We start from the raw sequence: 13591 nt of genomic DNA, 5'->3' as shown, positions 1-13591 counted from the left end.
ACGAAGGCGACGATACATCTTTAGGGTATGATCCCCTGGGGACCTGAGGAATGCTATTGTTTAATTTTTATCGTCTTTACTGAATGAATCCTTATACTGTTCAAGTTGCTAGTCAAGCCCATTTTGGCCTAGCAGAGTCTATTTGCTACGAAATGGCAGAATCGGCAAAAGCTCGTGGTACGGGTATTGCCAAAAGAACACCTGAATACCTCCAAGAAAAAATGTCGGAAGGGAAAGCGATTATTGCTACCGATGACATCACAGGAGCATTTGTTGGCTTTTGTTATATAGAAACGTGGCAACATGGTAAGTTTGTTGCTAACTCGGGATTGATTGTCAATCCTTCTTACCGTCAATATGGTGTGGCTAAAGCCGTGAAAGCTAAGGCATTTGAATTATCCAGAACTCGGTATCCGGATGCTAAAATCATCGGTATCACCACTTCCTTGGCCGTGATGAAAATCAACTCGGATTTAGGCTATGAACCTACTACTTTTTCAGAATTACCTGTGGATGATAATTTCTGGAAGGGCTGTGAATCCTGTGTCAATTACGATATTTTAACCCGTACAGAACGCAAAATTTGCTTGTGTACTGGGATGATTTACGACCCAAATGCATCCAAGAAGTCCGTAGGAGATTCCGAAGAAAAATGGTTATTCCTGAAAAACATTGCTGATTTCAGTAAGCTGAAAAAGATCAAAGAGAAATTATTAATGCCCTTTAAGAAAAAGGGGAAATCCAAATAAACATGAGCAAGCCGAAAGTAATTTTAGCCTTTAGTGGAGGATTAGATACCTCATTTTGTGTCAAATATTTAAGCGAAGAGCGTGGCATGGAAGTGCACTCAGCTTTAGTAGATACGGGTGGTTTTTCTCCTGAAGAATTAAAAGCCATAGAAGCCAAAGCCTACGCCTTAGGGGTAAGTTCACACGTTACTTTGGATGTTGTAGACGCTTATTACCAAGATTGTATACGCTTTTTGGTCTATGGTAATGTATTAAAAAACAATACTTATCCGCTTTCTGTTTCTGCAGAACGGGTATTCCAAGCTACGGCAGTAGCCAAATATGCGGAAAAATTAGGTGCCAAAGCCATTGCTCACGGAAGTACTGGCGCAGGAAATGACCAAGTGCGTTTCGATGTGGTATTCCGCATTTTAGCTCCTGAATGTGAGGTTATTACGCCTATCCGTGACTTACAGCTTTCTCGCGAAGCAGAAATTGACTTTTTGAAGTCGAAAGGTGTAGTTCAAGAATGGCATAAAGCCGCCTATTCCATCAACAAAGGCCTTTGGGGTACTTCGGTTGGAGGAAAAGAAACCTTAACATCTGATGGTTATTTGCCAGAAGATGCATGGCCTACCCAATTGACTAAAAGCACTCCTGAACGTATCAGCTTGGAGTTTGAACAAGGAGAATTGGTAGGCATTAACGGCAAAAAATCCAGTTCAAAAGTAGCCGCCATCCGTGAATTGACGGAAATAGCTAGTGCGTTTGCCATTGGAAGGGATATACATGTGGGTGACACCATTATTGGCATTAAAGGTCGTGTGGGATTTGAAGCCCCTGCTCCATTGATTATCATTAAAGCACACCACAGTTTAGAAAAACATATTTTGACCAAACACCAGTTGTATTGGAAACAAAACATCGGTGATATGTATGGAACCTTGCTGCACGAAGGTCAGTTTTTAGAGCCTGTGATGCGCAACTTTGAAACATTCTTGGCGGATACTCAAAGCAATGTAACAGGTACGGTTCACGTACAATTAAATCCATATCAATTCCACATCCTTGGCATCGAATCTAAATACGATTTAATGTCATCCGTATTTGGAGCTTATGGCGAAATGAACAAAGCTTGGTCAGGTGATGACGTTAGAGGGTTCTCTAAAATTGTCTCGAACCAAACCATGATACACCGGAAGGTAAACGAAAAATAGTATGGCTAAGATAGGAATTGTTGGTGCAGCTGGATACACTGGAGGTGAATTATTGCGGATTTTGGTCAATCATCCCGATGTGGAATTGACTTGTATTCTTTCCAATTCACAAGCGGGTAAGTTGGTTTCTGATGTGCATACTGATTTGTTAGGTAGCACTTTTGCCAAATTCACGGATACCTTACAGCCTGTGGATGTGTTATTTCTGTGCTCAGGCCATGGAGAATCTAAGAAATTCTTAGAGGCAAATAACATTCCTTGGCATACCAAAATCATTGATTTAAGTACTGACTACCGGGATGAATCCGATGGTTTCGTCTATGGACTTCCTGAATTCCAAAAAGCCAAAATCCAAGCAGCTCAAAAAATTGCTAATCCTGGATGCTTCGCTACTTCCATTGAATTAGCGCTGTTGCCTTTGGCTGCCGCTGGAAAAATAACGGGAGATATACACGTTTCAGCTATTACAGGTAGTACTGGAGCTGGACAGTCTTTGTCAAACACAAGCCATTTTTCTTGGAGAAATAATAATATTAGTATTTATAAAGCTTTCACTCATCAACACCTGGCAGAAATTGGTCAAACATTAGCCTTTGGGAAAAAGGCTCCTTTGATCCATTTCGTCCCTTATCGAGGTAATTTCTCTCGGGGAATCATGGCCAATGTATATACTCCTTATACGGGTACTCTAGAAGAGGCCTTGGAATTGTACCATGACTACTATGAGTCCTCCCCCTTTGTCTTCGTCTCTAAAGCCAGCATTGATTTAAAGCAAGTGGTGAATACCAATAAATGCTTATTGCACCTAGAAATCCACCAAGGCCAATTGTTGATAACTTCCATCATTGACAATCTCATTAAAGGGGCCTCAGGACAAGCTGTGCAAAACATGAATATCATGTTGGGCTGGAAAGAAGATGAAGGTCTACGATTAAAAGCCATTGGTTTTTAATCCATGTTACCTAGATTTTCATTCAAAAAACACGCATTATCATGAAATTATTCGACGTATACCCACTTTATCCTATTGAACTTGTGAAAGCACAAGGTGTTACTTTATGGGATAAAAAGGGTCAAACATACACGGATTTATATGGAGGTCACGCGGTGATTTCCATTGGACATTCGCATCCCTATTACGTAGCGAAATTAACAGAACAGTTGCAGCATATTGGTTTTTATTCCAATTCTGTCATCATTCCTGGTCAAGAAGAATTAGCCGAAAAGTTGGGTAAATTATCCGGCTATCCCGATTATCAATTATTCCTAACCAATTCAGGAGCAGAATCCAATGAAAATGCCTTGAAATTGGCCTCCTTTCATACGGGACGGAAAAAAGTGGTTGCTTTTAAAAATGCCTTCCATGGCCGTACTGCGGGTGCTGTTGCGGTGACAGACAATCCAAGCATTGTTGCCCCTATCAATGACACTTCCCATGTTAGCTTTTTGCCCCTCAATCAAATTGAAGGATTAGAAGCAGGTATTTCAGAAGAAACTGCGGCAGTCATTGTAGAGGGTATCCAAGGTGTAGGAGGAATTCAAGTAGCTGAGACGGCATTTTTAAAGGCTTTAAGAAAACGTTGTGATGAAACTGGCGCTCAATTAATTTTGGATTCTGTACAATGTGGCTATGGACGTTCTGGCAAATTCTTTTCCCATCAATATGCTGGCATTCAGCCTGATATGATGACTACCGCTAAAGGCATGGGAAATGGTTTTCCTATGGGTGGCGTATTAATTGCTCCTCATATTAAGGCAAGCTATGGACTTTTAGGTACCACTTTTGGAGGTAATCACATGGCTTGTGCCGCAGGAAATGCCGTTTTAGATGTCATCCAAGACGAAAACTTAATCGAAAATGCAGCAAAAATTGGTCAGTATTTGATGGATCAATTAAGTCAATTCTCAGCTGTTAAAGAAGTTAGAGGAAAAGGTTTGATGATAGGTATTGAATTAGAACAAGCCGTTGGCCCTATTCGTGATGCATTATTATTTGAACACCATATCTTCTGTGGCTACGCAGGAAAGCACACTTTACGTTTATTACCGAGTTTAGCCATTGACCAAAAGGTAGCCGATCAGTTTTTAGAAAGTTTGACCCAAGTCCTGAAAGCTTAAATTTCGGAGGCTCATTCTGATAAAGGTTTGCTTTTTCATTAGAAATGTGATTATTTTGCGTTTCTTTTGTGAACGGCTAAGGCTCTTAAAAAAAGACATTAAACAACTTATTATACATTATCAATGGCATTAATTACAAAAATTAGAGAGAAATCGGGAATCGCGGCAGCAGCAATCGCCATCAGTTTAATTTTATTTCTCATCGGTAGTGATATTTTCCAAGGAAGATCGTCTTTATTTGGCTCTAATAACCAAGAAGTTGGCGTTATAGCAGGTGAAAGTATTTTATTACCTGAATTCCAAAAGAAGGTTGAAGAGGCTACAGCTAATTATACCGCACAAACAGGTAAAGGTCCAGGGGAGCAAGAAGCTACCATGATCCGTGATCAAGTTTGGAACCAATACATCTTGGATATTGCCTACAAAAATGAATTTGATGCTTTAGGATTGAAAGTTTCTTCGGAAGAATTGATTGATATGGTGCAAGGAAATAATATCCACCCATCAGTTCGTCAGCAATTCACCAATCCTCAAACAGGTCAATTTGATAAGACTTTTGTGATTCAGTTTTTGAAAAATTTAAAAACGATGCCGGCACAGCAGCAACAAGGCTGGGCTAATTTTGAGAAATCAATTGCTCAAGATCGTATTCGTGCTAAGTATGAAAGCTTAATCCGTTTGTCGACTTACGTGAATACCGCCGAAGCACAAAAAGAATACCAAGCGCAAAATTCAAAGTTTTCTGCTCGTTTCTTATATGTGCCTTTCTTCTCAATTCCAGATTCAACCGTGAAGGTGAGTGATGCGCAATTGGAAGAGTATTTAGCGAAACATAAAGATCGTTTCAAAGGAATTAATTCTCGTTCTATCCAATACGCTACTTTCCCAGTAGTTCCTACCTCCCAAGATACGGTTGAGTTTTACAACCAAATCAAAAAGTTAGCGAAGGATTTGGCAGTAGCACCTAACGATTCAGCATTTGCTATGTTGAACTCGGATGTTCGTACTCCTTATTTATTGGCTTATTCTGAAATCCCTGAAGTGGTTAAATCTCAATTAGGAACTTTCCAAGTAGGTGGTATTTATGGACCATTCAAAAATGGTTTGACTTATTCTATTTACAAATACGGTGGAATTAAAAAAGATAGCTTGTTCACTGTTCGTGCCAGCCATATTTTAATTGCTCCTGCTAATAAATCGGATTCTGCCAAAGCACAAGCGAAACAAAGAGCTGAAAGCATCTTAACTCAAATCAAGGGTGGTGCAAGCTTTGAAACCTTGGCTCAATTGAATGGCATGGATGGTACCGCTCAAAATGGTGGCGACCTAGGCTATTTCAAGAACAATGGTTCCATGACTAAGGCTTTTGAAAAAGCGATCTTCGGATTCAACGGAGCTGGTTTAATGCCAGCTGTGGTTGAAACTGAATTTGGATATCATATCGTAAAAATTACTGATGCAAAAACAAATACAGCTTACCGTTTAGCAGCCATCAACAAAACCATTGCTCCTTCTCAAGCGACTTTAGACCGTGTTTACACTCAAGCTGATGCTTTTGCTAATGCCAATGGTACTTTGGGAGCTTTCGAAGCTGCTTTGAAAAAAGATAAAAACATCATCATGATGCGTGCTGAGCGTTTGTTAGAAAATGCAACAAGCATCAACAACTTAACCAATGCTCGTGAAATTGTTCGTTGGGCATTTGATGAAGGCACGTCCGTAGGTGATGGTTCTAAAAAAGTATTTGAGCAAGATAATCAATACATTGTGGCTTACTTAACGGGTAAAACAGATAAGGACAATGTGAAAGTGGATGATTACCGTGAGGGAATTACCAACTTGGTTCGCGCGGAATTGAAAGGAGAGAAAATCTTCGCTAAATTGAGCACTATCAAAGGAAGCTTAGAGCAAATCGCTCAGAAATATGGTGCTGGAGCCTTGGTTGAAAATGTAGCTGATGTAACATTATCTACTGGTATGTTGAATACAGCTGGTCCTGATGCGGTAGCTTTAGGTAAGATTGCTGGTTTGAAAACGGGTAAGAGAAGTCAAGTATTCATTGGAGATAATGGCGTATTTATTGCTGAAAAAACGGCTGCAGTAGCAGCTCCAGCTTTGGCGGATTATACGACTTACAAAACTCAAATCCAATCCATGGGTATTCAACGTGCTTCTTACTACATCAATGAAGCCATTAAAGACAATGCGAAAATTGTAGATAAACGCTACAAATTCTATTAATCAAAATATCCTTTATCTTTGAAAAGCATTCTGTAAGGAATGCTTTTCTTGTTTGAAACGAATAAGATCCAAATGAAACTGACAAAAAATGGCTTGTGGGCAATCTTGATTGGTGTGGGTATTTTACTCATCGTGCTTAGCCCGCAGCTACGTTTACGTTGGGATTTAAGCGAAGAAAAGAAGTTTACCCTCAGTGAATCTTCGGTAGCTGTTTTGCAATCCTTGGATGGCCCCATTTCCATCAAAGTGTATTTAGGTGGGCGAAACCTTCCAGGCGGCTTTAGAAGACTCGAAAAAGCTCTATTGGAGTTGTTGGATGATGTGCGCGCCCAAAGTCCTCAGCGCATCGATATCGAGCAAATAGACGTATATAAGACCTACCCTAAAGAAAAAGATAGACAAGCGCTCATCTTTTATTTGGATTCCTTAGGCATACCTCCTACCAATGTCGTGAATCAGGAAGATGGACAACAAGTACAACAATTGATTTTCCCGGGGATTGTCATTGAGAAATCAGACCGACAAGCAGCCATTTTATTATTAAAAGGCAATAAGCTGACCAGCCCCCAAGAAGTTCTGAACCAGTCCATTGAAGGCCTTGAATACGAATTGATGCAGGGGATTCGACAAGTTCAGGATAATCGAGAACGAAAGAAAATTGGTTTCTTTTTAGATCACAGTCAAGTGCCCGCCATCAAACAATTGGATTTGATTGCGCAGTTGAAAAAATCTTACGACCTATATCCGGTTGATTTATCGCAATCGCTAACCTTAGATGGCTTAGATGCCATTTGCGTCATACAGCCTTCTATTAAGTTTTCTACGGAAGATCAATATAAAATAGACCAGTTTTTGGTTCAGGGGGGTAAAGGCATTTTCTTCTTAGATGGCGTTAGGATAGATACCTTGGAGAAGCAAGGATTGATTGTCACTCCGCAGGACTTAGGCTTACAGAATCTGTTATTCCAATATGGGGTCAGATTAAATGCCAATTTGGTGAAAGATGCCCAATTGTGTGGAGCGATTCCATTGGCTGTGGGTAATTTTGGGAATCAAGCCAATTTGGAATTAATGCCTTGGCCAGCTTTTCCATTATTGAATGGAAATCCGAATTCAGTCATTACGAAAAACCTAGATGCCATTTATGGGCGTTTTGTTTCTAGTTTGGATACCATACAAAGTGGTCAAAGCCTAAAGAGAACCGCTTTATTAAAAACCAGTCCTTATACGCAAGTTCAAAAAACACCTGCTACCCTACCCTTCTCGGCATCTGGCAAAGAATTTGATCCCGCTAAATACCAAGGAGGTTCACAAGTGATTTCGTACCTGTTGGAAGGTAAATTCCAATCAGCCTTCACCAATCGGATTTTACCTACTGAAAAATTAGCGAAACCTTTTCAGGCCAAAACTGACCAAGCTGGTGCCTTAATCATCGTGGCAGATGGCGACATTCCTTTGAATGGAATTGACCCTAGCACCAAGGCACCTTTGCCTTTGGGATTTGATACTTTTGCGAAACATACCTTTGCCAACAAAGACTTCGTTTTAAATGCCTTTCATTACTTATTGGATGATCAACAGGCTTTATTGGCTAGAAATAAAAATGTTCGTTTGCGACCTTTGGATAAAGTGAAGGTCAAGGAAGAAAAAAGCTTTTGGCAAGGCATAAATTTGGCTATTCCGATTGCTTTTGCAGGAATTATCAGTCTTTTGGTCATACTATACCGAAAGAAAAAATACAATGCTTGAAACCTTTGGTAGAATACCTAAATTATTTTAACTTCAAGGTTTGAATGCACCTGCAGGTGCCTTTATCACAAATACTCTTAAAACCATCGTATACATGAAATTTCTTGTAGCTTCTAGTGTTCTTCTCAAACAAATCTCAGCCATCAATGGGGTTGTTGCGAGCAATCCAATCATTCCTATTTTAGAGAATATTTTAGTTGAATTGGAGGGCAATCAATTGACCTTGACGGCATCAGATTTGCAAACGGTGATGACTACCACGTTGGATGTAGAAGGCGCAGAAAATGGATCCATAGCCTTACCTGCTCGATTGTTGTTGGAAACCTTACGTAGCTTACCCGAGCAACCTGTGACTATTTCAGCAGATCAAGGGACTTTTGGGGCAGAAATTTCAACTCAGAATGGTCGTTTTAAATTGAGCGGAGAAAATCCAATTGATTTCCCTCGTATTCCTGAAGTAGCTAAAAACCAATCCATTAGTCTTTCTTCTTCGGTATTAGGTGAGGCCATTGCCAACACCTTATTAGCCGTTTCCAATGATGATATGCGCCCTGCTATGACGGGAGTTTTGATTCAAATGATGGGAGACCATACCAATTTTGTGGCAACGGATGGTCACCGTTTAGTGCGTTACCGCAGAACGGATATTCGTCCAGAGGCACAAAGCAGCTTGATTTTACCGAAAAAAGCCTTGTCATTGTTAAAATCGACCCTTCCAATGGATGATACCACGGTAAAAGTAGAGTTTAGTCAATCGAACGCTTTCTTTACCTTCCAAAGTTTCTCCTTGATTTGTCGGATTATCGACGAGCGTTTCCCAGAGTATGAAAATGCGATTCCAAAGGAGAACAATGAGATTTTGACCATCAACAGAATGGAATTTTTGAGTTCAGTGAAACGTATCTCCATTTATTCCAATAAGACGACGCATCAAATTCGCTTGAAATTAAGTGCCAATAAATTAACGCTTTCGGCAGAAGATTTAGATTATTCCAACGAAGCTAATGAAGTATTGGCTTGTGAATATGCAGGAAAAGATATGGAGATTGGTTTTAATGCTAAATTGATTTCGGAATTATTGGGCAATTTAAGTGCTAAGTATGTGGACATTAAGTTGAGTGAACCGAATAAGGCTGGTTTAATCATTCCATCGGATCAAGATGAAAACGAAGATGTGCTGTTATTGGTAATGCCGGTGATGTTGAACTCGTATAATTAAGTTATTAGGGTTTAGTTATTAGTGATTAGATAATTTAAACATCAAAATTTCGTTTAGAAGTCACCATTTTAATCATAAACAATGAAAGCTATATTATTAACAAGTCTATTTTTTATTTCACTTACTTCTTTTGCTAAAACAGGAGAAGGAGAAGGAATTGAGTTTTTTCATGGGACCTTCAAGCAGGCATTAGCCAAGGCGAAGAAAGAAAATAAATTAATCTTTTTTGATGCCTATACATCTTGGTGTGGACCTTGTAAGGTACTGAAAACCAAAGTATTTCCTGACAAAGAATTGGGAGAATACATGAATGCTAAATTCATTTCCATTGGTGTGGATATGGAAGCAGGAGAAGGCCCACAGTTGGCCAACATGTATCCAGTAGAAGGATATCCTACTTTGATGTTCATGGATGCTGCTGGTAAAGTAAAAAAGAAGGTATTGGGATTACCTAGAGGTGGTGCCAAGGAATTATTGACTGTGGCTAAGACGGTTAAATAATACCTTCATCAGGTAATCATTCATTGTTATTCAAACAAAAAGGCCAGCGTTCTTCATTGAATTCTGGCCTTTTATTTATTTCATTAACATTGTTGGAATAGAATTCGCTTCACCAACGGTTAATCCTACGAAAGATGGGAACGGAGCATGAGCGAAGCGGCAGGCGGATATTTGACCCCGTGCGTAAGCCTGCGTGCAAGCGTCAAAGATTAAAGCCGTATGCAAAGTGAGCATCGGTTCCGCATAGCGGAATTCGTGTTGGATTAACCGACCTTTCTACATTTTTTTTGTTTCTTTTTTTATGAAAAAAAAGAAAGACCATAAGAATACGATATTCATTACAGCTATTTTGTAAGACTCTTTCCTGCTGTTTCAAATGACACTACATTTCAACTTATATCAAGGCTATTTTTATCTCGAAAAATGAAATGCCTTAGTAATTAATTTTACTTATAATGGATGATCTCTTCAATTTTATAACCAATCACATTTTCTTACTTTAACTTTCTTTGGTATTTCTTTTTAAAAAAAAAGAAAATCCATGTGAAATAATGAAACGATAAGTGGTTGATTTTAAATGAAAAAGTATTTTAAACTCTTTCGAATTCAACACTTTTTCTGGAACTTAACTTTCTTCGGTCTTTCTTTTTTTTCATAAAAAAAGAAACAAAAAAAACGGAAGAAATACGGTTAATCCTAAGACGAATTCTGCTGCGCAGAACCGATTGTCTCTCCGCTTACGGCTTTAATCTTTGACTCCATCGCACATGGCCTATGCGCAGGGTCAAATATCCGCCTGCCGCTTCGCTCAAGCTACGTTCCAATCTTTCGTTGGGATTAACCTTTTAATGAAGAATGTAGAATGAAAAATATAGAATTGGATGTAAATCCTATTTATAACTTCTTTGATAGAATTTAATCAGGAACAAACAAAAATTCCTACATTATCATTCAAAAAATTCTACATTCTTCATTCTACATTATAAAATTCCTTTCTCCTCCGCCTCATTCTTCACATCACGAATCTCAACCGCTTTAGTAGATTTCTTACGCATTTTAATGTTGATAAATTCAACAAATAGCGAGAAAGCAATAGCGAAGTATAAATAGCCTTTCGGGATTTGGCCAATGCTATTTCCCAGGATGATGAATTCTGAGTCGTGGCTTGCTTCTGCGATGAGCATAAAACCGATCATAATTAAGAAGGAAAGGCCTAAAACCTGCAAGGAAGGGTGTTGGTTCACGAATCGACCGACAGGGCCTGAGAAGCCCATCATGATGAAGATGGAAATAATCACTGCGGTAATCATGATCACGATTTCATTGGTCAGTCCGATGGCCGTTAATACCGAGTCGATGGAAAAGACTAAATCAATCAGTGCGATTTGAGTTACGACCTGAGCAAATTTGGCTTTGATACTTTTAGGCTTTCCATCCGCATGATGCTCTTCCCCTTCCAGTTTTTGGAATATTTCATTGGTAGCTTTATATAGAAGGAAGAGACCACCTACAAACAGAATGATGGCTTGTCCGGTTGGGGCTACAGAAAGCCAGTCGGAACTAAAGTGCCAAAATGGTTTTTGCAGGGAGATTAAATAAGATAGGCCTAGCAAGAGCATGACACGGAAAGCCATGGCAAGGATAAGTCCTAGGTTTCGAGCTTTGGCTTGTTGGTCTTCGGGTAGTTTATGGGCGGTTAGGGAGATGAAGATGATATTGTCAATACCTAATACGACTTCTAAAAATGTCAGAGTTAATAGGCTAAGTAGTCCGTTGATTGAAAAAAGGTGATCCATGTGCTATTTTTTATGAATGCAAAGATGCTGGCTTTCTGCGAGATAGCCAACAATTAATAAAAGGTTGGAAAAATTTCTACATTTTTTTCAGAACAGCACTTGCAAAAAGCAGAAAAAACACGGATATTTGCAAACCAATTCAACGGAAAGGGTCTTATAGCTCAGCTGGTTCAGAGCACCTGCCTTACAAGCAGGGGGTCCTAGGTTCGAATCCTAGTGGGACCACACCCTTCAAAAACCTCATCGAAAGATGGGGTTTTTGTGTTTTAGGGCAGAAGAAATTGATCGAATAAGAAAAGAAAATTGTTTAGTTTTAAATTCAAATAATATAAGAATACTTTGCTTTATTGATTTGAGACTGGCAATAGAATAAATTTTACTCGTACCAATATCTCATTCAGTTACCAACATAATTGCCATTGTCTAAACAAACTACGAGTTTCCTAAATTGATTCATTGAAGTATTCGCGAAATTGTAAAAAATCACTCGATCGTAGACTGTGCTTGAAACCAAAATCTATTTTTTACTAGGTGCCCAATTATAGTCCACTATTGCTGCAATAATTGCATTATTTACAATTTCTCATTTCGCGATTTGCGAAATGAGAAATTAATCATACATTTGTATCATGAGAAAACATAATGGTATGCGCCCCCAAGATGTGGCTATTCTATTGAAAATCATATCAATGAATAGTGAAAATTGGCAATTGGTAAATCTTGCGAATTTATTAAGCATAAGTATTTCAGAAATTTCCGAGTCCTTGAATAGGAGTCGGCTAGCTGGTCTTATTGATTATAACAAAAAAAAAATTAATCGTCAGAATTTGTTAGAATTCTTAGAATATGGAGTTCGATATGTTTTTCCTCAACATCCTGGACCAATTGTTCGAGGAATTCCAACTGCTCATTCACATCCAGAAATAAAAAAAATCTTTGTTAGTGAAATGAATTATGTTTGGCCCGATAGTAAAGGAGATGCCATGGGACAAATGATTGAACCATTTTATAAAAAACAAGTGGAAGCTGTAAAAGTGGATAAAGAATATTATAAATTATTGGCCTTAGTCGACATTATCCGAGTTGGAAAAGTAAGGGAAATAAAATATGCCATAAAAGAACTAAAAAACGATATTTTACATGAGTCATCAGTTGAATACGGTAAGAATTAAAGCTGTTGCAAACGCATTGGAAAGTTTAAAAGAAAAAGTTGTTTTTGTTGGAGGGGCTACCATATCTCTTTATCCAGATCAACCAACTTTAGAAATCAGACCAACAGACGATGTGGATGTTATCATAGAAATATTAAATTATGGTAATCGGGTTGAACTAGAAGAAAAATTGAGATCAATTGGATTTGCTCACGACATAGAATCCGGAGTAATTTGTCGATACCGAATTGAAGGAATTATCGTTGATATTATGCCAACTAAAGACCCTTCCATTGGGTTTTCTAACATTTGGTATCCAGAGGGATTTAAGAATGCGGTAGATTATCAGATTGATGATCAGTGTCAAGTTTACATATTGAGTGCTCCTTATTTTATTGCTACAAAATTAGAAGCTCATAAAGATCGCGGACAGAATGATGGGAGAACTAGTCAAGATTTTGAAGATATCATTTATGTATTGGAAAACAGGGGAACAATTTGGGAAGAAATAAATCATTCAAATGAGGTACTAAAAAATTATCTGATTACAGAATTTCGTAATCTATTAGAAAACCCAAATCTTTTTGAATGGATAGATTGCCATGTTGAAAGAATATCACCCCCTGCTACCTATTTTATTATGGAGGAATTAAAAAAACTTATAGCATAAATTTGAAGCTCACCCTATTTACTCGAGGACATAGCAATCTCAAAAATCACCCATCTGATTTTATTCAATTTAAGGACAAGTGAGTTTGAAAGTACGACAATGGAATAGTTTTTTTAACGATGACATATCCATAAAATTCAATAAAATAAAATGAATAGCCCTAGTGGGACCACACCCTTCAAAAACCTCATCGAAAGATGG

Annotated in this window: 11 protein-coding genes and 1 tRNA gene; 11 read left to right on the top strand and 1 reads right to left on the bottom strand. The window is 38.5% G+C overall.

Annotation, left to right across the window (positions count from 1 at the left end; genetic code table 11):
• The first annotated feature begins 83 nt into the window (after positions 1 to 83).
• From EWU23_RS09410 to EWU23_RS09375, 8 genes are all read left to right on the top strand, one after another.
• Positions 84 to 749, top strand: coding sequence for a GNAT family N-acetyltransferase (locus EWU23_RS09410; RefSeq protein WP_166231399.1), 666 nt, complete (start codon positions 84 to 86; stop codon positions 747 to 749).
• A gap of 2 nt (positions 750 to 751) precedes the next feature.
• Entirely contained in the window at positions 752 to 1945 is a 1194-nt protein-coding gene (argG, locus tag EWU23_RS09405) for an argininosuccinate synthase (protein ID WP_166231396.1), read from the top strand.
• A gap of 1 nt (position 1946) precedes the next feature.
• On the top strand, positions 1947 to 2897 hold the full coding sequence (gene argC, locus EWU23_RS09400) for an N-acetyl-gamma-glutamyl-phosphate reductase (RefSeq protein ID WP_166231394.1): 951 nt from the start codon (positions 1947 to 1949) through the stop codon (positions 2895 to 2897).
• Between the two features lie 38 nt (positions 2898 to 2935).
• Positions 2936 to 4063: an aspartate aminotransferase family protein gene (locus EWU23_RS09395; RefSeq protein WP_166231631.1), complete on the top strand. Its 1128-nt coding sequence runs from the start codon at positions 2936 to 2938 to the stop codon at positions 4061 to 4063.
• A 123-nt stretch (positions 4064 to 4186) separates the two neighbouring features.
• Positions 4187 to 6304 carry a peptidylprolyl isomerase gene (locus EWU23_RS09390; RefSeq protein WP_166231391.1) on the top strand — a complete coding sequence of 706 codons (2118 nt, stop codon included), beginning with the start codon at positions 4187 to 4189 and terminating at the stop codon, positions 6302 to 6304.
• 72 nt (positions 6305 to 6376) lie between these two features.
• Entirely contained in the window at positions 6377 to 8053 is a 1677-nt protein-coding gene (gene gldG / locus EWU23_RS09385) for a gliding motility-associated ABC transporter substrate-binding protein GldG (RefSeq protein WP_166231388.1), read from the top strand.
• A 94-nt stretch (positions 8054 to 8147) separates the two neighbouring features.
• Positions 8148 to 9272, top strand: a complete 1125-nt coding sequence (dnaN, locus tag EWU23_RS09380; protein WP_166231385.1) for a DNA polymerase III subunit beta — start codon at positions 8148 to 8150, stop codon at positions 9270 to 9272.
• A gap of 81 nt (positions 9273 to 9353) precedes the next feature.
• Positions 9354 to 9773, top strand: coding sequence for a thioredoxin family protein (locus tag EWU23_RS09375; protein ID WP_166231382.1), 420 nt, complete (start codon positions 9354 to 9356; stop codon positions 9771 to 9773).
• Positions 9774 to 10753: 980 nt separating this feature from the next.
• On the opposite strand, the gene EWU23_RS09370 is transcribed toward EWU23_RS09375, so the two are convergent.
• Positions 10754 to 11569, bottom strand: a complete 816-nt coding sequence (locus tag EWU23_RS09370; protein ID WP_166231379.1) for a TerC family protein — start codon at positions 11567 to 11569, stop codon at positions 10754 to 10756.
• A 150-nt stretch (positions 11570 to 11719) separates the two neighbouring features.
• Here EWU23_RS09370 and EWU23_RS09365 point away from each other — a divergent pair.
• The 3 genes from EWU23_RS09365 (at position 11720) to EWU23_RS09355 (ending at position 13390) form a co-directional block, all read left to right on the top strand.
• Positions 11720 to 11794: transfer RNA gene (locus EWU23_RS09365), tRNA-Val, on the top strand.
• A gap of 404 nt (positions 11795 to 12198) precedes the next feature.
• Positions 12199 to 12741, top strand: coding sequence for a hypothetical protein (locus EWU23_RS09360; RefSeq protein WP_166231376.1), 543 nt, complete (start codon positions 12199 to 12201; stop codon positions 12739 to 12741).
• Entirely contained in the window at positions 12710 to 13390 is a 681-nt protein-coding gene (locus EWU23_RS09355; protein WP_166231373.1) for a nucleotidyl transferase AbiEii/AbiGii toxin family protein, read from the top strand. The genes EWU23_RS09360 and EWU23_RS09355 overlap by 32 nt, the downstream gene beginning before the upstream one ends.
• The last annotated feature ends 201 nt before the right edge of the window (positions 13391 to 13591 follow it).

Origin of the sequence: Aquirufa beregesia, from assembly GCF_011090385.1 — a bacterium.
In the GTDB taxonomy this organism is placed as follows: domain Bacteria; phylum Bacteroidota; class Bacteroidia; order Cytophagales; family Spirosomataceae; genus Aquirufa; species Aquirufa beregesia.
The sequence above is the reverse complement of the archived record's forward strand: the minus strand, read 5'-3'. Positions and strand labels throughout refer to the sequence as shown.